This is a genomic window from Periweissella fabalis (assembly GCF_012396505.1).
Lineage (GTDB): Bacteria > Bacillota > Bacilli > Lactobacillales > Lactobacillaceae > Periweissella > Periweissella fabalis.
In genome coordinates this window covers 269,323-291,194 of the sequence record NZ_JAAXPN010000001.1, presented here as the reverse complement: position 1 = coordinate 291,194, position 21,872 = coordinate 269,323, and the positions used below count along the sequence as shown (strand labels likewise).

Genomic DNA, 21,872 nt, shown 5'->3' with positions numbered 1-21,872 from the left:
CCTCCTAATGGGCCTTCCACCCATCCGCCTTTCGGTTTAATTAAGTTCAACTAACACTTTTGCATTGTCGCCTGCACGCTTCTTGTAAGTCGGGGTCCGCATCCATTCAATGCTGCTAACTTTAACACCCGTAACTTCTGCGATATGTTCAGCCGTACCCATACAAATTAGTTCTTCGCCTTTGTACAATGCGTATTCTTTCATCGCTTAGAACGGCAATTGTTCGTCCGTGATGTCAATGTCTCTGCCACCAGCAAATGGATCATTCATCTGCCGATTATTCGCTGAATTAAAATTATTCTGGCCACCATAATTAGCCGGCTGGCTTTGACGCCCATCATTTGCACTCTTTGGTTCAAGTAAACTAAAGTTATCGACCACTACCTCAGTCACGTACACTCGCTTCCCTTGTTGATTCTCGTAATTACGAGTTTGTACCCGTCCTTCGACTCCAACCAGTGAACCCTTATGACTAAAGTTCGCTAAATTCTCGGCTAACTTACCCCAGATAACTGCATTGATAAAGTCAGCTTCACGTTCGCCTTGCTGATTAGTGAATTGGCGATTGACTGCAATCGTAAAGCTACCTGCCGCTTTACCGCTTTGTGTGTATCGGAGTTCGACTTCCTTTGTCAAACGTCCAACTAAAACTACTCGATTAATCATTAATTTTCGCCTCCATCAAATCAAACACCAAATCGTGCTTATCCTTCGTATAGTCTTCTGCGGGGATGATACCCACCGAGATGTTGAATAACACCTCTCCGTTAAATCGTACTAATTTGTGATAGTCAAACTCGCTAATTTCTGCTTTGAATGCTGCATAGCTCAAAGCTAGTAGTCGTTTAAGATTCATTACTTACCCTCCCTTGAATTCTAAATTCTTTAATTTCATCAGGTTCCAACTTAATTGGCTTGATGATGTACTTTTGGCAAAACGTCACGATACCTATGTTGTGCTGCTCTCCGTGGTGCTTTCGACATAGACTCATGTACATGTATTTACTTGGATCAACCTTGACCCGGTTCATTCCTGAACCCAATGCAACAAAGTGGGCCACGTCTGCATGTTCGGCTCCGCAGATAACACATAACCGTTTCTTCAGCGCCATCTTCTGCCACCGGTAATCACCTTTGATTTCGTCCCATATCTTCGTCTTAAACGGGATTTCGTTATCTAGCATGTAATTAATCTGCCAGTCTATGAAACGAGCTCCTGCGCTCATTGAGACGGTCTCAAAGCTAAATTCTGGACTCTCTCCCGTCTCAACTGCATATAGACACTTCATCACTTCTATCGCATCTTTAAAGTAACCAGTGTATTCACCAAATTCATTAGCTAGTGCATGAGTCTTCTTAATCTGCTCCATGCTGGCACCACGGCCATCGTCTAACTCAACTCGTACAACTGGCTGCTTACCATTTGCAAATTTGCGCAGCTTACTCAAATCAACTTCATCATTAATCCGTACCTTGATTGTTTGCCCGCTGATTTCTTCGATGGCACCAAATGAATTAATCATTCAGTCACCTACCGGATAAACCCGTACTTTCTAGCTTCACTTACATACGGTTTACTAAGTTGAAACATCTCTTCGAATTCTCGTTTACCACCAGCTATTTGCCGGGCAACTGATAAAACTGGTTTTAGATTAATTAGCAATTCACTTGAATCATGCACCTTGTTAATCCACAAATTAGTTTTGCAAGTGTGACACGTTACCGTTTTTTGGTACACCTTTACACTTCGACGATAAACATCCCCGCAGATAGGGCATTGAACCTCTACCTGTTTCTTCTCAATTTCTTCATACATTCCCAAATCCTCCTACTTGCTTGATCACGTAAATATTTCCACTAATCTGGAATAAATTTCTAACCGCAATACTTGCTGCAGCGAAATCGTCAAATACTAAATCCGCATCCCACTTGACTTCATCGTCTTTTGTTCGGCCTAGCTGAAACATAGCAGTTCCTCTCTAAATTAACTGTGGCTTCAAAAATCGAGCTTCCACATTTTCAAAGCTTGATACTTCATCTTCCGAAACCAATCGAATACTCACGTTGTTATATCCAAACGAACGCATAACATCATTCCGGCGAACCAACGCATCCTCATCAGATTCGTACGCACCGCATAGAATTTCTTGAGCGCCTTTCGTTTCGATTACTGCCCAATATTCCTTCATAACACTTCCTCCAATTTCATTGATGAGTAAACTACTTCAACTTCGCATTCATAATGGAATTCCCGACCGCAATAATCACATTCAGTTTCGCCTTCATCAGTCGGAAGTTCCCAAGGATTCATTTGCTCAGTTCCACAGTATGGACAATACAAATCTCTCTCGCCCTGCAACATCTCTAATTCATCTAAGGTTGGTGATTTTTTGACATCTGATACGCCTTGTAAATACGCCACATCGACATTTAAATATTTAGCAAGTTTTATCCAAACTTCGAGTTTAGGTTCACGTTCCTCTTTTTCGTACAAAGAAATTGATTGCCTTGTAACTCCTAACAAGTCTGCTAATTCCTGTTGTGACATCCCCATATCTTGCCTGCATTGTTGTATCCTAAACATAACTAACCCTCTACATTTTTTCTGACTCGTACATGAAACTGATCGAATACCTAAATGACTCTTTACAGTTTTCACATCTAACAATGCCCTGTAAGTTTTCCAAATCATTCTCAAAATGTTGCCGTTTTCCGCAATGAGGACAATATAGCCAACGAGTCAAAGGCAATCCCTGCAAATAAGGAACATCTACTTCAAAGAATTCTGCAAATCGAAGCCAAGTATCCGCCTTTGTCTCCCTATTACTATTTTCATAGTTGCTTAATGTTGGAACAGGAATACCAATCTGCTCGCTTAATTTTTTTAAAGTAAGACCTCTTTCACGTCTCAATTCCTTTAATCTATTCATCCTATATACCTCTTACATCCTGCATTCCATTAAACGCCAAACGCTGCTCTTTGTTCTTTGGAATCAAACGGCTAATAATCTTCGTGTCATACATCATCTCTAGCTGTTCTTGCAAATTGTTCGTTGTAACAATCGTCGAACGAGCTACCTTGTTCTTGTTCATATCAAATCGTGCGTTTAACACCCGATACAGCATTTCTTGCATATCTTTATGCACTTGCTTAAAAGCGTCCTTAGGATTGCTTAAATCGCTTCTAATGCCACCTTCAGTGCCAAAGTCATCTAACACCAACACATCCACCTCATTCATGGCCCGTTCAATGTCGATTAGCCGTTTCTTAAAATCTGGATAATCGTATCGTCCAGTGATTAATCGTAGTAATTCTGCCGTGTTAACAAACATCACTGACTTTGTTTCCCGCAGCATGGCTAACATGGCCAAAGCAATTGATGTCTTGCCACTACCTTTACCACCTATAAGGAACACATTAGTTGGTTCAATAGTCATTTTCTTGGCTAATCTATACGCTCGATTAGTCTTTGGTGTGTCATTCAAATAACTATCAAACTTAGTACCGAATAAAGTTGCTGGTTGTAAATACTGATTCATGTTGGCATCATTCAACCAACCAACACATTTGTTATCAATTACAGTCTTGAAGTCGGCTAAGTTGTATCCTTCGTTAAATCTGGCTTTGATTAATCTCTTAGTTGCTTGTGATGATGCTTTAAACTTCTTTGCGGTCTTTTGGTTCAGATAATCAATCACATCAGCGTATGGGACATTGTCGGCCTTGGCCGATGAATTGTTGGGCTTGCCCGACAATATATCTTTCTCTAACTCTATCTCTAACTCTGGTGTACTTTTGTCGTACATTTGTACACCATCCTTATTAGCACTTATTTGTGGCTTTTTGTCATTAGCAATCTTATTGCGATAGTTTCTTATCCTGTCTGCTTCTGTACTTGATTGACCAACGAAGCTTTGAATGTCCAGCATGTAGATTGCGCCGTTGTCCAACACTTCAATTAATCCAAGTTGTTTGAATATACCAATTGCTTTTTCAACATCGCCCACTGAATGTCTAGTAATAGTTGATAACATCTGAGAATTAAAAGGTATGCGACTGTTAAACATCAACTTACCTTCATTTTTCAAACTTCGTAAGTAAAGCTTTAACAAGATATTTGAATACTTGTATCCATCTTGCATCGACTCCAAGATAACCATTTCATCAGAATCAAAGAAGTTATCCTTGAGCTTTAGGTAATAGTATTTTTTGTTATCAGACATACCTAACCCTCAACTATCGTTTGATTGTTAAGCATTGATTTAGCTGTATTAATGTATGCTGCAATTTGGTCTGTACCATACTCTGACAACTTGTTTGCTTCTTGCTTAATTGCGTCATCAACTTCTTTTATTGAGATACCATACTTGTCAGCCAATTCTTGACGCAGCTTACGATATTCATCCCCTCGTGGATCACGTTTAGGCTGCATTGCTTGTTGCTGTGCCTTGTTTATGTCATGTACAAATGTATTATTTGGCTGTTGCTGAACACCACGTTCTTGCGGTGTCTTGTGTTGGTTTTGTTGCTGCTGTTCATATTGTTTCTTGCCATAATTGTTATTATTGCGTTGGTTGTAATTGCCATGATTAAATTGGCCATCATCTTTTTTGTGACCTGCACCGTTTCCGTCATCGTCTTCATCACTAACAATTCCAAATGCCATCGAAATGCTATAACGACGAGCGTATGTTAATGCTGATCCTAATGCTTGGGCATTGTTGACCGCTTTATTACCACCAATTTGTAACTTAGACCCTCGAATTGCAATGTGGTCCCCATATCCATAAATGTGGGTGTACATCACGTTATCTTCCGTTGGTTCTTGCATCCACCAAATCTTGGCCCCTGTCTTACGCATTGATTCAGCAATTGCCTTAACAATTCCGTCCAAAGTTACATAATAATTATCCAAGTGTGGGTTGTGACCTGTTTTCTTAGGTTGTTCAATGTTTGCTTGAACGGCGCTTAATGCTTCAAATAACGTCTGATATTCCGGAAGTTTAGCTTCGACTACTTCAGCATCAATTACTTCTTTACTCGCTTCTTTAGCGACTTCTTTTTTTACAACCATATCTAATCCTCCACGATGATTTCAGTGCGGTCAGATGCACTCAATGTTTTTAATTGGTTTTTAGTTAGGTACCAGGCAAGCCCATTAATTTGCTCAGGTGTCCCCTGAACAGTGAACGTGATTTGCTGTTCGATATGATTGAGTGTTCCCGTTTCAGCGTCCACCAACTTTTCGCCAACGTGTTGCAACGTTGCTTTTTTTGCAACAAGCGTTGCTTCTGCTTTAGCTTTTTCACGTTCAATCTTAGCTTGCTTTGCTGCTACCGCATTATCAATTTGTTGCATGATGTCCATGATTTCAAATCGTGCTGCGGTCCCAATAAATGGCTCTGGATCAATGTCACATTTTGCACAATATTTAGTTATCGTCTCAATTTTGTCAGCTAACGCTTTCTTTTGAGCATTGATGTCATTCATCGTTCCAGCAATACCTGCAACCAGTTTTTTGTTACTGATAGTCTTGATTAGCCAACCGTCTTGGATTTCCACTTCTTCAATCGCAACGCCATAGTTTGGGGCCATTTCAGCGATTAATGTTTTAACATTCTCCAGCCGCTCTTGGTGTTGCAATTCTTCGAAGTATTTAACTCCATCATCGATGTTCTTAACGACACCATCAATTACAGTTGTGTATTCTTTTATCTGCGCTTCGAAAACCTTTAAAGGTTCGTTATATGCCTTTTTAATCCGTTTGCGGGCGGCTTCCATAGCATTTTTCAAACGGTTAATATCCGCTTTCAAACGCTTGTCATCAGCTAAGGTAGCTTCCGTAACAATCAAGTCCTTGTATTTAGCAACAACAGTGTTAACCATCGAGTCAAGTTGTACTTTGTTTTCAATAGTAATTTCAGATTCAACGAATTTCACTTGAACATCAGCAATGTTCATAACTTCATTAGTCATGCTCAACTACCTCTTTTTCTTTTGTAATAACCTCTGAATCGAATCCTTCAGCCTTAACCATTCCTAAAATGAGTTCAAAGTCGAATTCGGTATCTGCAATACCGTTAATTACTGCATTGATCAGCGACGCTAGTTCAACCATTGAGCCTTGCATTTGAGCTACTCGGGTACCATCTTCATCAATGTTTGCCATGATTACTGTTTCCATGTTAAAATCTCCTTGTTTAAGTGATTCCACTGCTGATTATCAGTAGTGGTTTTTTTCGTTGCGCAAATCATACTCACGCCAATACTTTTCAATCTCTTTACGTGTGTACCAGTCATGTACATTCATTGCCGTCATTGACATAGCTACAATGACTAAGAACACTATAATGCCGACCATAAGTTCACCCCGCATAAAGCAGCAATAATCTGAATACTTGCCATGAATGCCGCAAACACTACAATTGCCGTTTCTAATTCTCGGCCTGTCACATCGTCGAATACCTTTTCGGCAACTTCATCAAATACTTGTTCGATAAATCCCATTACAACCCCACCTTTAATTCCCATTCGAGAACCCTTTCTTTAATAAATAACGTGTTCGTTTTTCCGCCATTTCGTGATGGTGTGAATGCTGCTGCGTTTAATCCGTCAAACTTAATCAAGTTGTCAACAATTGGCGCACTAACGCCGAGATAGTCACACAAGACACGCTTATTCATTAAACGTGGAAATTGGTTATCAGCTAATCGTTGTTCAGTCATAATTAGCACTCCTTTTTATTTAATTTATATTTTTATTAGATTTAAAAAGTTATATTTTGGTATACTTCATATAAAATAATCTTAGGATAGGTGGCATTTATGAAAATACAATTCACATTAGATACACTCATTGCTCTCATTGCTCTAGCAGCTTCTATATACTCGATATTTAGAACGAACTGGTTAGATAGATACTCACTTGAGGTTTCCTCGTTTGAGTCTGAATTATCAAACGGTGAAATCCTTTTTGGATACTCTGTTATCAACACATCAACAAGAGTTTTAAAGGTTACTGATCTAAAAATGTATTTAAAAGGCAAAGAATTAAAGCCTTTGAATATTGATAGACAGACCGATGTGTATCAATCAGCAATATTTCATCAAATCAATTCAAGTAGTATTCTTGATGAATGCATTTATTTTAAGAAACCAACTATTCTATTACCTGGCTCTAGCTTTCAGATTAGTGTGTACCTGAAACACGATCCGGATACTATAGAGTTAACCGCCGACCATCGTATTAAAGGTTTCAAAAAAACTAAGCTATTTCCGGTTAATCATCTCAATTTGAATGATATGAATAATGTTCAAAACTAATACTGCAATCAAAATATATCTCAACATTTCATTTCTCCTTTTATAGTTAATTAATATTTAATTTATTGTTTTGTGATATCCTCTATTTATCAGCAGTGACGTGCTGATAAATAGAGGAGGTTACTATGATGACAAATAACAAAAATCCTTTTGTTAAGCCTTCAGAATTTGCTTCTTCAGTTGTTGCGAATTCTGATGAACGAGATGTTTCGAAGTTACTTGATATTTATGTTGATGCAATGAATAAAGCAAATGATTTCAATAAGAAAAATCACAAAACTATTTCAACTAAAGATCAGCTAGAATTGTTAAAGCAAATGGGACTTTGATTACCCCAAAGCTTTGTGATAAAGCACTTTGTCTGCAACGCAAAGTGCTTTATTTTTTTCGTATGCACTTAGCTCATTCTTATCTAGCACTTTAGATATTTCTTTGGCTAAGGCTAATTCTTCACTTGTTAAATCGTTTATTTCAGCTACCAAACCTTCAAAATCTAAATCCCACATTTCTTTTCTCCTTTTATCGTTAATTGCTTGTTTAGCTGCGTTCTTCGTACGAAGCTGCTAAAAACTCTATATTGACCTTTACGATATTTTCTCTTAGGTGTTCAGGCTTAACATCAGTTACAAAGTCTAATTTCTGTCCGTCTATATAAACTCCATCATTTGTTACCAAGACTTTTTGACTCGGTTTTAGTGACATTTTTTTTTGCGAGTTTTTTAGGTTGTCCTCTGTTATTTCATTCCCACACAAACTGCTTAATTTGAATACAACACCATCAATCAATACGTATTTCCCTAAATTTAATTTAGGGATTTTTTTGTACAAGTGTTCTTCAATTGAACTTAACAATGCGTCTGTTCCTTGAGCATTGGTTGCAGTCGCTGTTGCTAAATACTTATTTTGACCTACTAAATTCTTATAAAAGTAGATAACCGTTTTTTCTTGCATACTGATTGCCCCTACTCCTTTTAAATTACAACCTCTAAGAACTTATTAATAAAGTACTGTTGGCCTTTACCTGTAACCTTTGGTGTCTTGTTGATTGAAGTGTGTCCATCTGAATGTGCAATAGACGTTTCTTTAATCTCAAACAACTGTTGCTCCATCGCACGCTGCGTTGGCATGTTGTAGTCAGTGCCTTTTCGCTTAATCAAGTAACCATTATCTCGAAGCCAACCAAATAATTTGTTTTGGCCCATTTGAATACCATTCTGTTTAAGCAGCTTGGCTAACTCACCAACTAAGATAGAGGTGTGTGATGCTGCAACCGCATCAGCAAATACTGCCTTAGGTTTCAACTCAGCAATTAACTTGTCTTTGTTCTCTAACTTCAATTTACTAATTTGCAATGCCCGAGCCATAATTTGATCAGGACTATTCCAAGCCTTCTCAACTTGAATGAAATACATCCGTACTTCTTTTCCTTTTTCAGTACCAGACATCATGGCAATTTGTTTTGCTGCATCGAGTGTTAATGCATAATCTTGAAGGTATTGAACGTTCCCGTTGCCACCCATAACGGGTGTGGTTGTATCCACGCCTGTAAAATCCTCATTTTCAATTAATTGCTTAGCGTTTGTTTTAAACCATTCACTAAATCGGTAACTCTTTTTAATCTCAAGAGCTTTATATAATTGACGTGCGCTAACTTGAACATCACCTTGTTCATTTTGGTTAATCTTGATAATTTCGTTCATTTCTTTTCCCCTTAAATTTGTACATCTAGTAGTTTTGCTAACTTCTTTTGTATCTCAATATCTTTAGGTGTTGTATTACCTGCAATAGCTCGTGACACTTGTGCTGGCGTCGTGTTTAACATTTCAGCAACTTCAACCTGCTTCAAACCTCGGCTAATTAATGCAATTTTGAATGTATTTTGAACATTCTTTGCAGCTTGTTCTAATTCAGTCATTTTTACCCTCCTTGTAATTTATTCATCAAGTTATTGCAATGTTTTTACAACTGTTGTAAAATGAATGCATACCAAATAAGCAAAAGAAATCTATTATAGATATATACGTGTTCGCCAAAACAATTAGTATATCTGAAATTTAGTTTTTCTTTTTTGCTGTATTACTTGATGAACTAATATTAACAACCATTGTTAAATTAATCAACTTTTTTACAATGGTTGTAAAAAATTTTCGTCGATTATCAAAGGAAAGTTGATATGACGCTATTTGAACGCACTAAAGAAATTTCAAAATTACGTGGTTATAGCTTACAAACTGTAGCCGAAAAAGCAGGACTAAGTAAAAATGCTATCTACAATTGGAAAACTAAAGAACCTAGCGAAGTTTCATTGAAGGCCGTTTCTGCTGTACTTAATGTAGATACTGACTATCTTTTAGGCAATACTGATGAGATGCATTCAGCAAAACCAACATCTAATACTGCTGATCTAGCTAAAGAAGGCGTCTTTTTGTACCAGGGTCAAGAAATATCCGATGAACAAATGGAAATCTTAAAATCTATCATTGATAGCTGGAAGAAGGATTAATATGGATATAGCCAGTGATTTAATAAACTTTGCTATGGAGCATGGGATAGCTGTTGAACTCCGTAGAGACTTGGCTCCTAATATCCCTTCCATAGCATTACCGCAAATAAAAAAAATCATGGTCAATGCTAACAACCATGATTACATTTTTCAATTTGCACACGAAATGGGCCACATTCTAAATGATGATATAGCCCTAGCTCCTTTATGCTTTTCTGCTAATAATCGCTCAAAGTTAGAGGTTGCTGCTAATCGTATGGCGATACAAATCTTAATACCTTTTTACTGTGATTATCGAGAAGCATATATGGCACGAAGCACCGACTTTATAGAGGTTTTTAATGCTCCTACTTGGCTTGATCCAATTGTATGCGAAGAAATTGAAAACTACTACGTTAAGTAATCCATATTAAAAACGTAATATGCGTATTCTACGAATTAAATTAACGTGCAAAAACTGAACCACGCTAAAAGCTGCGGAGAAATTATAATGTCAAAGAAGATTATTGATGAGAATGAGAACACCTACTTATACTTATGTCAATCAAGATGCCGACTATCCCCTTATCCTTTATGGACTGCTATAATGTCCCGTCTTGGTTGGAGAACCATGTTATCAGTACATACAATGAATTGATAGTAGAATAATACTATGTACTAAATATCTGCAATAACAGGATTAGGAGAGCGAAATGAACTATAATATTAGCGTGAAAATGCCTTGGGAAAATTCAATTTCATTTAACGGAGACATTATTAAACTACACAAAAAACCAGGTTTAAGGACAAAAATGTTATTTGGAAAAGAAAATCTTGATTTAACCTTTTCTATTTCCGATGTAGTTAACGTGTCATACAACAAAGCTAGTTTAAAAAATGGCTACATTAAGTTCACTATGGCAAACTCTCATACCAAATTAACAAATGAAAACCCTTATGTCTTTCATTTTTCTAGTAATAGTAACGAGATACTCGATTTATATACTGAATTAAGCAAGTCTGATAAGTTACAAAAAAACAATATGACAACTCAAGAACTAAGAGCTTCATCACTAGATGCAGACCCTAAAGGTTATATAAACAATTTTCATAAAACGGCTACTGTAAAAATTGATAATTACTTAATGTTTAATCAAACGACTGATGAAATACTTATCAACAAGAGTATATTAACTGCTGGTAAAACGGAAATAATCAAGGCAGATACTATACGTAGTTTTGAGGTTATTAAAGATGGCGAGAAATCAGAAAAGTTCGGACTTGGTGGTGCTACTGCAGGAGCAATTTTATTTGGTCCAGTAGGTTTAATTGGTGGTTTCTTGTTAAAAAAGAAAAAGAATGTGGTTTCAGATTTAAGAGTCCGCATCAACACTACTGGAACACAAAGCATTCACGATATCGTCCTTATCAACAGTAAGACAAAAGCTAATGGATTAGTGGCAAGTACAGCTAACTCTAATCTTGAAAAAATCGTAAATTTTATTCAGTCTATTAATTTTAAAAATACAGAAAAATCATCAAATACTAGTGTTCAATCAGAAAGAGCTAGTTATGATGAGTTAAGTAAATTAAAAGAATTGTTAGATAAGGGTATAATCACACAAGAAGACTTTGATGCTAAGAAAAAGCAAATTCTAGGTATTTAATACATCCCCTATAGGGAGTATATATTGACCAAAATGTCCTGAAATCAAAAAAAGCCACTGCTCATCTTTGGTCGGACAGCAGTAGCTAATGACAATAACACCCATACTAGAGGGCCTTATGTTTAAAATTATAGCATATGTAAGCCCCTTATTTAAGTATCACTACTATATTAGGAGGCTTTTTATTATGGCAAGTTTTGAAAAACGTGGCAAAAAATGGCGTGCAGTCGTTTCAGTGATGGAAGCTGGTGCACGTAAAAAAGTAAGTAAGACCTTTAACTTAAAACGTGAAGCTGAGGCATGGGCCACTGAAATGGAGTCTGATCGCAATAATGGTGTTGTCCTTGTCGAATCAGATATGCTATTGGCGGATTACTTCCAAAAATGGTATGAGCAGTACCGCAAACCAGACATCCGAAATTCTACCGCCAATACTTATCACACACAGGTATATCGTTTGAAAAAGTACTTTGGTGATGTGCGTTTAAATAATATGAGTTCTACCCTACTTCAGGAGCGACTCGATGAATTCGCTAAAGATGTGTCTTATTCAGGAGTTTCAACTCTCCTTACACGTTTGAAATCTGCTCTAAACGATGCTATTTTAGACGGATATATTCGTAACAATGTATGGAGCCGCTTGAAAAATCGTGCTAAAGTTTCAGATAAGAAATTAAAGTTCATGTCTGCAACTGACTTTAAACGATTGCAAAAATATCTCTATGAGCATCTTGATGATGATGAACGAAACTTAATGATCCTTACTGCGCTAGAAACTGGTGCACGTCAAGGAGAGGTTATTGCACTCTCACCAACTGATATTAAAGATGATACTCTGTCTATCACTAAATCATTTTCACCGTATAATATGGAAGTAACTTTACCCAAAACACCTGAATCGGTTAGAACTATAACAATCTCTCATAGATTACAAAACGTGTTACTTGATCATTCATATAGCGATCAGCAAATATTTAGATATTGCAGAAACAGTTATATCAGTTTTCAACTTAGAAAAGTACTGAAAGAACTAGAAATACCCAACGTTTCTTTTCATGCATTAAGACACTCTCACGTTTCATTTTTACTATATAACGACGTTGCTCTCGAGTATGTATCAAAACGTATTGGACATAAAAACCCAAAAATAACATTAGAAATTTATGCCCATTTACTAAAGGAACGAGAACTCAACGAAAGTGAAAAGACTATTGAATTATTAAGCAAATAATTTCATGCCCCCAAATGTCCCCAAACACATATACACGTTGCTTATAAATCCTTTTATACCAACGTTCAAAGTCACTTATATTAATAGAAATAAATTGGGTACAAACTTGCCGTCCATAATATCGATATGATAGCCATCAATACCCGCACGTTCCAATTCAGTAATGTCGCGTGCCAAATTAGCTAAGTTACCACACATTAATGATGCTGATAGTTCACTCATAATCATCCCCCCTATTGATTACATGTTATACACTTAATTCTTTACAATTATCATTACAATTGAATAAATTTAATTATCTACCATCACTCTAAACACCTCATATTATAGAGCTAATATCGATAAAGTCAATCAATAATGTAAGCGCTTAATATATACTTGCTAAGGCGTTTTTATTTAGGTATACTTGGGGCGTCATTAGCAGTCGAAAACCCGCCACCCTAAACAATCAAAACTAAAGGAGTATCTTTTTCATGCTTGAAAATATACAATTTGGCTTTAATTTCTTTATTGGTCTCGGGGGTGCCGCGATGATGTTTATTATCATCACGCTCCTCTCACTGTGTTTTAAGGTTTCCATTTCCAAATCCCTTGAAGGTGGTCTACGCATGGCGATTGCGTTGACCGGGATGTCAGCGATTATCTCCTTGTTAACAAGTACTTTTGGTCCGGCCTTGGATGCCTTTGTCAAAGCAACCGGGGTAGGATTAACCATTACCGATCTGGGATGGGCCCCGTTAGCCGTTATCACCTGGGGTTCAATTTACACACTGTATTTTGCGGTGCTAGAAATTTTAACCAACTTGGTAATGCTTGGTTTAAAGCTCACCAATACTTTGAATGTCGATATGTTTAATGTTTGGAATATTTCAATTTTAGGCTTGTTAGTTAATTACTATGCCCATAATATTTTTATCACATCATTGTTTGTCGTTGGGATTGTGATGTTGATGTTGTTAAATGCCGACGTGATTAAGCCAACCGTTAACCAACTCCTCGGCTACGATGCCGATAACATTACGACCACGGCCCACCCATCGCTGCTAATTATGCCGTTAGCCCTTTTGATTGATACGATCATTGGCAAGCTTTTCCCGGCGATTGATAAATATGATTTTGATGCGCAAACTTTAAACGATCGGATTGGCTTTTGGGGCAGTAAGTTTGCAATTGGCGCTTATTTAGGGTTGTTTGTCGGTATCTTAGGGCGCCAAGATGTTAGTAAAATTCTGGCGCTTGCTTTTACCGCGGCCGTAGCACTAGAGTTATTTGCGTATATCGGTGGCTGGTTTGGCCCCGCTATTGAACCACTGTCGGAAGGGATTAAACGCATCATGACCAAACGGCTGCATCAACACAAATTATTTGTCGCCATTGACTGGCCAATTTTAGGTGCCCGTGCTGAACTCTGGGCCGTTGCTAACATCTTAGCACCGATTTTGTTGGTGATTGCCTTAGTGTTACCCGGTAATAAAGTCTTACCGCTTGGAGGGATTTTGTTGACCGTCTTGGCCCCGGCGTTACTGTTGGTTGCTAAGGGAAAAGTTATTCGGATGACCTTAAATGGGATTATTTTAATTCCATTATTCTTGTGGGCGGCCACCGCGATTGCCCCCTTCATTAGTCAGACATCCAAAGCTATGGGCACCTTTCCCAAAGGTTTACGAGCCAACCAACTCTTTAGCTCGATTGATTCCGATCCACTGGAAAAGTTACTTGCTATTTTGATTGGTAAAACTGTGGCTACTCCAACGATTGTCCAAGGCTTGCTTGTCGTGGGAGCATTAGTTGCCTATGGGCTATTGTTTGGCTGGTATTTACGGACGATGCGACAACGCTAATTAAGTTAGCTTAACTTTCGCCGTAAATTAAAATCTGTATAGTATAATGAGAGCATTAAATAATTGATTATAGGGAGAATATTTTGCATGATTAAAACAGCAGGGATAATTGGTGCTGGTACAATGGGAATTGGGATTGCTTTCCAATTATTAACACACCAAGTTACCGTTATTTTAAATGGTCATCGTCAAGTTACCCTTGATACGGTAAAAGATAAGTTAGTAGCCTATTTACAAGAATTTCGACAAGCCGGCTTCACTTTCCATGAGGATGATGCCACAATCTTAGGACGTCTACAACTTACAACTACAATTGAAGATTTAGCTGATTGTGATTTAGTAATTGAAGTTGTTCCTGAAGACTTAGCATTAAAACAAAATATTTTCAAAAAATTAGATACTATCTGTAAACCTGAAACAATTCTAGCTTCAAATACCTCTAGCTTGAGTTTAGCAAAAATTGTTGAAGCTGTTGAAAAACACAAAGAACGCTTATTGTTAATTCACTTCTTCAATCCCGCTCATATCGTGCCATTGGTTGAATTATTAAAAACAACACACACTACACAAGCAGTCCTTGATGAAGTCCGTCAATTCTTAGATGATGCTGATAAAGTCACTATTGAAGTTAAAAAAGACCTCCCCGGCCTAGTTGCTAACCGGATTCAAGCCGCACTCGTTCGTGAAAGCTTGGCATTACTTGAAGACGACGTTGTTTCTAAAGCAGATTTAGAAAAAGCCATTTCCGCTGGTTTAGGTTTTCGATTAGCTTCAAGTGGGATGCTTAGTATTATGGACTATGGTGGATTAGATGTCTGGCGAGCTGTTATGGAACAATTACAACCGGTTATCGAATCCGGTGTCCGACCATTTCCTAGCTTAGCTGATAAGGTCAAAGTTGGTAATCTCGGGGTTAAAACAGGGGCTGGCTTCTTTGATTACTCTAATCAAGCCACTAACGAGTTAGAATTATCACGCAACCGAGTTTTACTTCATCAATTAAAAAATATAAACAATCCTCAAGAATTATGATGTGAATAAAATTAGAAAATCCCGATTGAATTCAATCGGGATTTTCTAGTTTTATACCGTATTTAAATGCCTTTTTTGCACGCAATTTTTAGTGAATATTTCAAATATTATCCAACTTCTAGCATCGTTCTTATATTTTATATTCATCATGCTGTGTACAATAGAACGCTTTGACGTGAGTATAGGCCTTTTGATAACGAGTGAAGTACTGGTTATACGCCATATGTTGCATCTTATCTGGTTTAATTTCGGCATCGATTTTGACCCATGCATCCACCGTTTCAGGTGCAATCACTCCCATCCCAATGCCGGCTAAAATTGCACTACCTAGATTTGCTTCACCACCACTTTTAGTCGTTAACACTGTCTTGCCAGTCACATCAGCAATCATTTGGACCATCTTAGCTGAGCTACTAACACCCCCTACTAATGTAATTGTATCCCCAACTTGGGCCCCAAATTGTTCGATACTTTGACGAACTGAAAATGCAATTGCTTCTTGAAAAGCATTATATAATTCCGCTCGAGTTGTTTTCAATGATAGGCCAAGAATTGTGCCCCGAACATCTGAATCCCAGAGCGGACTACGTTCACCCATGAAATATGGTAATACAGTTAAACCATTACTTCCCGCTGGTACAGTTGCACTAACTTTATCTAGTTCTTGAGGGCCATTAGTTAAATCGTTTGCAAATTCTGCGGTGAACCAAGCAATAATGGCACCCGCAGTATTTGCACCCACAAAATTATAATAATATTGTTGTGGCTGGTAAACATACGGCCAAATAATCAAGCCATTATCACGTTTTGGGGTCGTGGTAACTACTGCAGCATTCATTGAAGTACCAATAGCAATGGTTACTTTGCCAGGTGCAAGCACTCCCGTACCGACTGTTTCTGGCCCAACATCAACTCCCGTATTAAAAATCGGTAAATTATTAGGTAAATTAAGCTGCTCGACCCACTGCGCAGATAAATAACCTGCTGGTGTCGTGCTATCAATGAATGTTTGTGGCAATTTACTAAGTTCTAAGCCAAGTTTAGCTGCTAGCACTGGTGACCATTGATGAGTATTAATATCATATACTCCAGCTAAATTACCCGCAGCGGCATAATTAATACTTGTTTCACCGGTTAATTGACGAATAATGTATGATTCAGGCGGCAAAAATTGGACTGCTTTTTGATACAAATCAGGCTGATTATCACGTAACCACATTAATTTTGTGAAGCCATAATATGGATCAACTAAATTAGCAGTGATCGCCATTAGTTCCTTATCACTAACTAAAGTTTGGGCCAAAGTCGTTTCTTTTGTTGCCCGGCGATCCATCCAAATTAAAGTTGGACCAAGTACATTACCAGCTGCATCTACTGGAATACCTGCCCCGCCATACAAACCATCAATCCCCATTGCAATAATGGTATCGCGCTTAATACCGGTTGTCAGCTCACTAATTACACTTAGTACTGCTTTTAACCAATCATTAGCATCAGCTTGAGCCCAACTGGGATGGGGCGTTTCAAGGCTATAACTTTGCTTAGCTTGTTTTATCACCGTACCATTAGTGGTGATAAGTATTCCCTTGGTGCTCGATGTTCCAATGTCAATTCCAAGAATATATTGTGTCATAGTGCAACCTCCGTATTTAAAATCATAAGTCAAGTACTAATTTAGCGCTTACATATGTCCATTCTACTGAAAATCATTAAAAAATCTACAGAAGCTATTTAATGATTTTGTCCATCAAAACTTACTTTCTTTAATAAATTATATCTAAATAATTATTAAAATAGCATTTTTTACTTTTTCTTTACAATCATTATGAAATCGCTTACAATTTAATTGTTTTTAAAATAAAAATCTTATGGGGGAAAGTAAGATGTTTTCATTTTTACAGCCAGCACCAGATGCTACACAAAAAGTGCCGCAGGCTAAAATTGCTACGACATATAAAGTTCGTCAATGGGGGGTGCTTTTATCGATTTGTATTGGATATATCGGTTACTATGTCATTCGTTTAATTTTCACAACTGAGCAAAATGATATTATGAAGGCCTACGGGTTCACGACGGCACAAATTGGTTTAATCATGTCGTGTTTTGGGATTGGTTATGGAATCTCAAAACTATTCATGGGGGCTTTAAGTGACCGCAGTAATTCTAACCGTTACTTAGCCACTGGGTTATTCATTTCTGCCCTTTTAAATGCCTTACTTGGTTCAACTCGAAACTTTTATATTATGATGGTTTTGATGCTAATTATGTCAATTGCTCAAGGGATGGGAGCCGCGGCTTGTCAACGAAGTGTGCAATTATGGTGGGGGAAAAATGGCGCGGAACCATTTACTCTATTTGGTCATCAGCGCATAATGCCGGGGCCTTTGTCTGTGTCGCGGTTGTTCAATTAGCAATTTTCTTGTTTTCTGGTTCAATTGCCGCTGTCTTTTACACGGCTTCAGTCGTTGCTGTGTTGATCGGTATCTTTGTCCTGCTTACCGGAGCTGATCGCCCTGCCAGTGTTGGTTTGCCTAGCGTTGCTGAATATACTGGTGACGCTGTTCATATGGAAGATGGTCAAATAGCTACCGAAGAATTAACTGATTTAAGCATTAAAGAAGTGTTTGTCGAATATATTTTAAAGAATAAATTAGTTTGGGCCATTACCTTAACTTCAATGTCATTATACCTAGTCCGTTATGGTATTATGAGTTGGATTCCAAGCTACTTAGTTCACTTTAAAGGATTTGACGCTTCGACTGCCAAATGGTTAGTTGGGGCCTTTGAATTAGCGGCCGTTCCGGGGGTTATCTTAATTGGGGCCATTTCTGATTTTCTAAAAGATCGTCGCGACATTGTATGTATCGCCTGTGTGATTGCCTTAATTGCTTGTTTAACAACTTATTTCTTTAGTACTAGTCATGCTTTAATCATTGCCGTGTTGTTTATCATGGGAACCTTAATTTATGCCCCACTTACCTTAGTTGGTTTAATGGTTAATGAAGCCGTCCCAAAATTTGCGGTGGGATCATCAACTGGTTTTATGGGCTTTTTCCAATACATGTTTGGTGAAACATTAGCCACAGCCTTAATTGGTATTTTAGTCGCTAAATACGGGTGGATTGCTAGTAACACCGTCTTATATGGAGCGGCTGGACTTGCCTTAATTTTATTATTTTACATCTTGTTTAAAAATCGGCGTATTATTCAAGGAAATTAACCTTTAATACCTTAGAAATAAATAACCCAAAAGTCAGCCAATATAAGAATATTCACTAAGAGCCTCTATTGAAGAATTTTGCTTCAATAGAGGCTCTACTGTTTTCTTGCTACTTAATTATTTTGATTCCCCTTTTTAATTTAGTTATGCTTTAAAGTTATATATCCAATCCTAGCTAGCAAAAAACGACTCGAAGAAAAATTCTCCTAGTCGTTTTATTATTTAGCCTAACGTACTTAATGCATAAATGAAACTAATAACCCGGCAACCACAAGCATAATGGCCCCACCAAGTCGATTACCCATTTGGGCAAAAGCAATTAAGTTCATCCGATTAGATGCGGCAAGGACTGAAACGTTCCCTGTTCCACCCATTGAGTTATTACATAAACCAGCGGTAATTGTGGCTTCAAGTGGATACATACCAAATAATTTACCAATAAATCCTGAAACTAGTGAAATTACAATTACACTAGTTAAACATAGTACAACGAATTGCCATGAAAGTGATGCTGCTAATACTTTTAAATCAAGTAATGACATACCAACCCCACATAACAAGGCATGGGTCATATTATTAACAACTAAATCACTAAACATTACGACTGATTGTTCATAGTACTCAGGAAGTAGTCCTAGTCCTTTAACGGCAATTACTGACAAAATAATAAATGCATAGCTGTTAATAGCTGGCACCAATAGATTAAGTAACGTTCCAACCATAAAGAAAGCCATCGCAATTACTAAACCAACACCAATGCGTGTTACATCAAGTGGGGCTTTCTTTTTTTGTAGCATGTCATCACTAACTGGCATTAACACCCCATTACCATCAATCTTTGAACCTTGGAAGACCTTTGAAAGCATCCCCGCGCCAACGATTGCTAATAAGTTACCAAATGTTGTTGCTGGAAATAGTTGTGATAAAATGTGCGATGCGGGTTGACCAAAAGCATGCCCATAAATACCTGATAATGGCACAATTCCGGCACCAACTCCACCAGCCATAATTGGAATTGATACGTAATAAATTGAGTGAGCAAAACCTTGACCAAGTAGCATACCAACCCCACCTACAGCGATAAGTGTCACGGCCATTGAGATTAAAGCCACGGGTAGAAAACGTACTGCGGCACGTAAAAGCAACTTACGATTCATGCCCAATATTGATCCAACAATCAATGAAACAATATAAAAATCAAGAAAATCCATATTGTTCACAAAGGTCTTACTAATTTGTACAACACTGTGTGGAATAATGCCATAGGTTACTAATGCGGCAGCAGCAAAGATTGTAAAAACCGATCCACCACCAAGATACGTCTTAAATATCGGTAAGTTAGCCCCAATATAATAGAATAAATGACCAAGTAAAACTAATACCAGGATTGCACCTAACATATTATTAGGTAGAGCATGTAAGTTGATCATTAATAGTAAAATTACTGCCATAATTACGTATAATGGCAGACCAATACCACTGATTTTAAATTTGTCAAGCTTACTCATTAAGCTTGATTTTTCTGAAGCGACTGTGCCATTCATTTGTTGATCCATTTCTATAACCTCATAAATTGGTAGTGAATATTTTCACATGAATTGTTTTAATAAGCCACCAACAACTGTCCATGATTGCGTTGGCTTATTAAGGCTTGTTCTTCTTAATCTCTTATCTAAAATATCTATTGTGTAGTTAAATTGTTGCTTCTAATAATCCGGTATAGATGGTCAAAATCAATAAATCTGCTGAACCACCTAAACTTAAGTTACGTTGCTTAAATTCTGTATCTAAATGATGTAGGAAGCTAATACCTGCATCTGCTTTACTACCACCTAATGCAAAATATTGTTCTGACCAAGTTTGCATTTCAGCTAAAATGTTAATATCTCCGGCTCGTTTAATTAAATTCGAGTCACGTGTATGACCAGCAATATACATTAAAGTATCTAAAAGTCGTTGGGTCAAGGTTCCAGTTGTTGCTCTTAGCTTAGGTAATGCTAAGGCAAAAATAGTTGGATATCCAGTAGCAGCCTCCCCGCGAATACCAGTTACCTGATATTTTAAGAATTGTTGCTCGCCGGCTGTTAGTGTTTGCTTAGTTGCTAAATCTTCAAAGTCAGTTGCTAATAACGTTACTAACATTAGTTTAATTGTTGCTTGTAAATGTGCAAACGTTGTCAGATTATGTTGATAGCAATAACCGGTTGCCCCTAATAAAATCCCCAAAGAAAAGATTGCCCCTTTGTGCGTGTTTACACCTTTAGTAGCCGCAAACATAGCATGTTCTGCTTTAATTCCAGATTGGCGTAATTGATTAAAAAGTGCGGTTAAATCATCACCTACAAAATTAAAACCAGCTATATATGCTTCGTTAAAATAAGTTTGCAAGGCTAACGTACTATCAATGAAAGTAAAGACATCCATATCTTGGTGTGCTCCAGTACTAGCTGGATCAACTAACCCAGGTTTTGGATTTAAACTAACTTCATATAATAATCCTTTTTGGGCAAAATTAACGGCATTCACTTGATTCCATCGTGGTGCTTTAAAGTGTGCTTGATATAAGCGATCAATAGCTGCTAATACTTCTTGATAACTATGAGTTTGCGCCTTAGCACAAATTTTGGCATCTTGATTACAAACCAAACATTGGCGTGGTGGTAAGCCTAATGCTTGCCGTGAAAGTTGAGTGGTGTTTACTTGGGTCATTACATCAATATCAAATATTCTTCCAAGTGGCAGTGTTGTTTCAAGCGTAATCATTACCTTTTTTACAGCTGCTAACTGACCATCTACAACGATAAAGCCTTCTGGACCAGTTGGTAGTGCTAGATATTGCGCTACCTGCTCAATGTGGTAATCCAAAGCATCGAGGGTTTGCAAGATATTATTCCAACCATCTACAAAGACATTTTTAATCGCTGTGTTAGTTTTGATTTCACCAGGAATATTTAATTTCACCGCACAAATTATCTTATCTGGATATTGAGCTTGTAATTGTGCCTGGCGAAAGCTACGAACTTCCTTATTTGTTAGAATATCCGTTAAGCTAACAGCTTGTCCTTTTGTAAACATC

At 37.6% G+C, this 21,872-nt stretch carries 31 protein-coding genes and 3 pseudogenes; 9 read left to right on the top strand and 25 right to left on the bottom strand.

Annotation, left to right across the window (positions count from 1 at the left end):
* Positions 1–36: 36 nt before the first annotated feature.
* The 17 genes and pseudogenes from HF964_RS01510 to HF964_RS01435 all read right to left on the bottom strand — a co-directional run bounded on the left by HF964_RS01510 (position 37) and on the right by HF964_RS01435 (position 6,726).
* Positions 37–204, bottom strand: a complete 168-nt coding sequence (locus tag HF964_RS01510) for a hypothetical protein (protein ID WP_168721280.1) — start codon at positions 202–204, stop codon at positions 37–39.
* Positions 205–207: 3 nt separating this feature from the next.
* Entirely contained in the window at positions 208–666 is a 459-nt protein-coding gene (ssb, locus tag HF964_RS01505; protein WP_168721279.1) for a single-stranded DNA-binding protein, read from the bottom strand.
* A complete protein-coding gene (locus tag HF964_RS01500) occupies positions 659–856 on the bottom strand; it encodes a hypothetical protein (protein ID WP_168721278.1) in 198 nt (65 codons plus the stop codon). The genes ssb and HF964_RS01500 overlap by 8 nt, the downstream gene beginning before the upstream one ends.
* Entirely contained in the window at positions 846–1,523 is a 678-nt protein-coding gene (locus tag HF964_RS01495) for a putative HNHc nuclease (RefSeq protein ID WP_168721277.1), read from the bottom strand. Before HF964_RS01495 ends, HF964_RS01500 begins: the two co-directional genes overlap by 11 nt.
* Positions 1,524–1,531: 8 nt before the next feature.
* A complete protein-coding gene (locus HF964_RS01490; protein WP_168721276.1) occupies positions 1,532–1,681 on the bottom strand; it encodes a hypothetical protein in 150 nt (49 codons plus the stop codon).
* 127 nt (positions 1,682–1,808) lie between these two features.
* Complete coding sequence (locus HF964_RS01485) at positions 1,809–1,967, bottom strand: hypothetical protein (RefSeq protein ID WP_168721275.1); 159 nt, start codon at positions 1,965–1,967, stop codon at positions 1,809–1,811.
* A 12-nt stretch (positions 1,968–1,979) separates the two neighbouring features.
* Positions 1,980–2,189, bottom strand: coding sequence for a hypothetical protein (locus HF964_RS01480; RefSeq protein ID WP_168721274.1), 210 nt, complete (start codon positions 2,187–2,189; stop codon positions 1,980–1,982).
* Positions 2,186–2,584, bottom strand: a complete 399-nt coding sequence (locus HF964_RS01475) for a helix-turn-helix domain-containing protein (RefSeq protein WP_168721273.1) — start codon at positions 2,582–2,584, stop codon at positions 2,186–2,188. The genes HF964_RS01480 and HF964_RS01475 overlap by 4 nt, the downstream gene beginning before the upstream one ends.
* A gap of 10 nt (positions 2,585–2,594) precedes the next feature.
* Positions 2,595–2,930, bottom strand: a complete 336-nt coding sequence (locus HF964_RS01470) for a helix-turn-helix domain-containing protein (RefSeq protein ID WP_168721272.1) — start codon at positions 2,928–2,930, stop codon at positions 2,595–2,597.
* Between the two features lies 1 nt (position 2,931).
* Positions 2,932–3,414, bottom strand: a pseudogene (locus HF964_RS09960) (ATP-binding protein); the annotation flags it as partial.
* Between the two features lie 66 nt (positions 3,415–3,480).
* A pseudogene (locus HF964_RS09955) lies at positions 3,481–4,224 on the bottom strand (phage replisome organizer N-terminal domain-containing protein); the annotation flags it as partial.
* Positions 4,225–4,226: 2 nt separating this feature from the next.
* Complete coding sequence (locus HF964_RS01460) at positions 4,227–5,075, bottom strand: ERF family protein (protein ID WP_168721270.1); 849 nt, start codon at positions 5,073–5,075, stop codon at positions 4,227–4,229.
* A gap of 2 nt (positions 5,076–5,077) precedes the next feature.
* Positions 5,078–5,977 (bottom strand): DUF1351 domain-containing protein, encoded by a 900-nt coding sequence (locus HF964_RS01455; protein ID WP_168721269.1) that lies wholly within the window; start codon positions 5,975–5,977, stop codon positions 5,078–5,080.
* A complete protein-coding gene (locus tag HF964_RS01450; RefSeq protein WP_168721268.1) occupies positions 5,970–6,185 on the bottom strand; it encodes a hypothetical protein in 216 nt (71 codons plus the stop codon). Before HF964_RS01450 ends, HF964_RS01455 begins: the two co-directional genes overlap by 8 nt.
* A 39-nt stretch (positions 6,186–6,224) precedes the next feature.
* Positions 6,225–6,362 (bottom strand): hypothetical protein, encoded by a 138-nt coding sequence (locus HF964_RS01445; RefSeq protein ID WP_168721267.1) that lies wholly within the window; start codon positions 6,360–6,362, stop codon positions 6,225–6,227.
* The gene (locus tag HF964_RS01440) at positions 6,347–6,508 is read right to left on the bottom strand and encodes a hypothetical protein (protein WP_168721266.1); all 162 of its coding nucleotides are present in this window, start codon (positions 6,506–6,508) and stop codon (positions 6,347–6,349) included. The genes HF964_RS01445 and HF964_RS01440 overlap by 16 nt, the downstream gene beginning before the upstream one ends.
* A complete protein-coding gene (locus HF964_RS01435; protein WP_168721265.1) occupies positions 6,508–6,726 on the bottom strand; it encodes a hypothetical protein in 219 nt (72 codons plus the stop codon). Before HF964_RS01435 ends, HF964_RS01440 begins: the two co-directional genes overlap by 1 nt.
* Positions 6,727–6,825: 99 nt before the next feature.
* Between HF964_RS01435 and HF964_RS01430 the strand changes: the two genes are divergently transcribed.
* Positions 6,826–7,323 carry a hypothetical protein gene (locus HF964_RS01430; protein WP_168721264.1) on the top strand — a complete coding sequence of 166 codons (498 nt, stop codon included), beginning with the start codon at positions 6,826–6,828 and terminating at the stop codon, positions 7,321–7,323.
* Between the two features lie 125 nt (positions 7,324–7,448).
* Complete coding sequence (locus tag HF964_RS01425) at positions 7,449–7,652, top strand: hypothetical protein (protein ID WP_168721263.1); 204 nt, start codon at positions 7,449–7,451, stop codon at positions 7,650–7,652.
* On the opposite strand, the gene HF964_RS01420 is transcribed toward HF964_RS01425, so the two are convergent.
* Genes HF964_RS01420 through HF964_RS01405 form a run of 4 tightly spaced genes read right to left on the bottom strand, consistent with a single transcriptional unit; the run spans position 7,653 to position 9,238 of the window.
* On the bottom strand, positions 7,653–7,829 hold the full coding sequence (locus tag HF964_RS01420) for a hypothetical protein (RefSeq protein WP_168721262.1): 177 nt from the start codon (positions 7,827–7,829) through the stop codon (positions 7,653–7,655). It lies immediately after the preceding gene.
* 31 nt (positions 7,830–7,860) lie between these two features.
* Positions 7,861–8,274, bottom strand: coding sequence for a hypothetical protein (locus HF964_RS01415; protein WP_168721003.1), 414 nt, complete (start codon positions 8,272–8,274; stop codon positions 7,861–7,863).
* A gap of 20 nt (positions 8,275–8,294) precedes the next feature.
* Entirely contained in the window at positions 8,295–9,023 is a 729-nt protein-coding gene (locus tag HF964_RS01410; RefSeq protein WP_168721261.1) for a phage antirepressor KilAC domain-containing protein, read from the bottom strand.
* 11 nt (positions 9,024–9,034) lie between these two features.
* Positions 9,035–9,238, bottom strand: a complete 204-nt coding sequence (locus HF964_RS01405) for a helix-turn-helix domain-containing protein (RefSeq protein ID WP_168721260.1) — start codon at positions 9,236–9,238, stop codon at positions 9,035–9,037.
* A gap of 258 nt (positions 9,239–9,496) precedes the next feature.
* Between HF964_RS01405 and HF964_RS01400 the strand changes: the two genes are divergently transcribed.
* The 4 genes from HF964_RS01400 (at position 9,497) to HF964_RS01385 (ending at position 12,703) form a co-directional block, all read left to right on the top strand.
* Complete coding sequence (locus tag HF964_RS01400; RefSeq protein ID WP_168721259.1) at positions 9,497–9,826, top strand: helix-turn-helix domain-containing protein; 330 nt, start codon at positions 9,497–9,499, stop codon at positions 9,824–9,826.
* Between the two features lies 1 nt (position 9,827).
* The gene (locus HF964_RS01395) at positions 9,828–10,229 is read left to right on the top strand and encodes an ImmA/IrrE family metallo-endopeptidase (protein WP_168721258.1); all 402 of its coding nucleotides are present in this window, start codon (positions 9,828–9,830) and stop codon (positions 10,227–10,229) included.
* 289 nt (positions 10,230–10,518) lie between these two features.
* A complete protein-coding gene (locus HF964_RS01390) occupies positions 10,519–11,472 on the top strand; it encodes an SHOCT domain-containing protein (RefSeq protein ID WP_168721257.1) in 954 nt (317 codons plus the stop codon).
* A 187-nt stretch (positions 11,473–11,659) separates the two neighbouring features.
* A complete protein-coding gene (locus HF964_RS01385; protein WP_168721256.1) occupies positions 11,660–12,703 on the top strand; it encodes a tyrosine-type recombinase/integrase in 1,044 nt (347 codons plus the stop codon).
* Between the two features lie 75 nt (positions 12,704–12,778).
* Here the strand turns inward: HF964_RS01385 and HF964_RS01380 are convergent, their stop codons facing one another.
* Positions 12,779–12,925 carry a hypothetical protein gene (locus HF964_RS01380; RefSeq protein WP_168721255.1) on the bottom strand — a complete coding sequence of 49 codons (147 nt, stop codon included), beginning with the start codon at positions 12,923–12,925 and terminating at the stop codon, positions 12,779–12,781.
* A 251-nt stretch (positions 12,926–13,176) separates the two neighbouring features.
* Here HF964_RS01380 and HF964_RS01375 point away from each other — a divergent pair, with 251 nt between their 5' ends.
* Positions 13,177–14,544 carry a PTS transporter subunit IIC gene (locus tag HF964_RS01375; protein WP_168721254.1) on the top strand — a complete coding sequence of 456 codons (1,368 nt, stop codon included), beginning with the start codon at positions 13,177–13,179 and terminating at the stop codon, positions 14,542–14,544.
* 87 nt (positions 14,545–14,631) lie between these two features.
* Positions 14,632–15,576 (top strand): 3-hydroxyacyl-CoA dehydrogenase family protein, encoded by a 945-nt coding sequence (locus tag HF964_RS01370; protein ID WP_168721253.1) that lies wholly within the window; start codon positions 14,632–14,634, stop codon positions 15,574–15,576.
* Positions 15,577–15,706: 130 nt separating this feature from the next.
* Here the strand turns inward: HF964_RS01370 and HF964_RS01365 are convergent, their stop codons facing one another.
* The gene (locus HF964_RS01365; protein ID WP_168721252.1) at positions 15,707–17,209 is read right to left on the bottom strand and encodes a xylulokinase; all 1,503 of its coding nucleotides are present in this window, start codon (positions 17,207–17,209) and stop codon (positions 15,707–15,709) included.
* Positions 17,210–17,459: 250 nt separating this feature from the next.
* Between HF964_RS01365 and HF964_RS01360 the strand changes: the two are divergent.
* A pseudogene (locus HF964_RS01360) lies at positions 17,460–18,796 on the top strand (MFS transporter).
* 236 nt (positions 18,797–19,032) lie between these two features.
* Here HF964_RS01360 and HF964_RS01355 read toward each other — a convergent pair.
* Positions 19,033–20,352 (bottom strand): 2-hydroxycarboxylate transporter family protein, encoded by a 1,320-nt coding sequence (locus HF964_RS01355; protein WP_246220221.1) that lies wholly within the window; start codon positions 20,350–20,352, stop codon positions 19,033–19,035.
* Between the two features lie 136 nt (positions 20,353–20,488).
* Positions 20,489–21,871: a triphosphoribosyl-dephospho-CoA synthase CitG gene (citG, locus tag HF964_RS01350; protein WP_168721251.1), complete on the bottom strand. Its 1,383-nt coding sequence runs from the start codon at positions 21,869–21,871 to the stop codon at positions 20,489–20,491.
* Position 21,872: the final 1 nt, after the last annotated feature.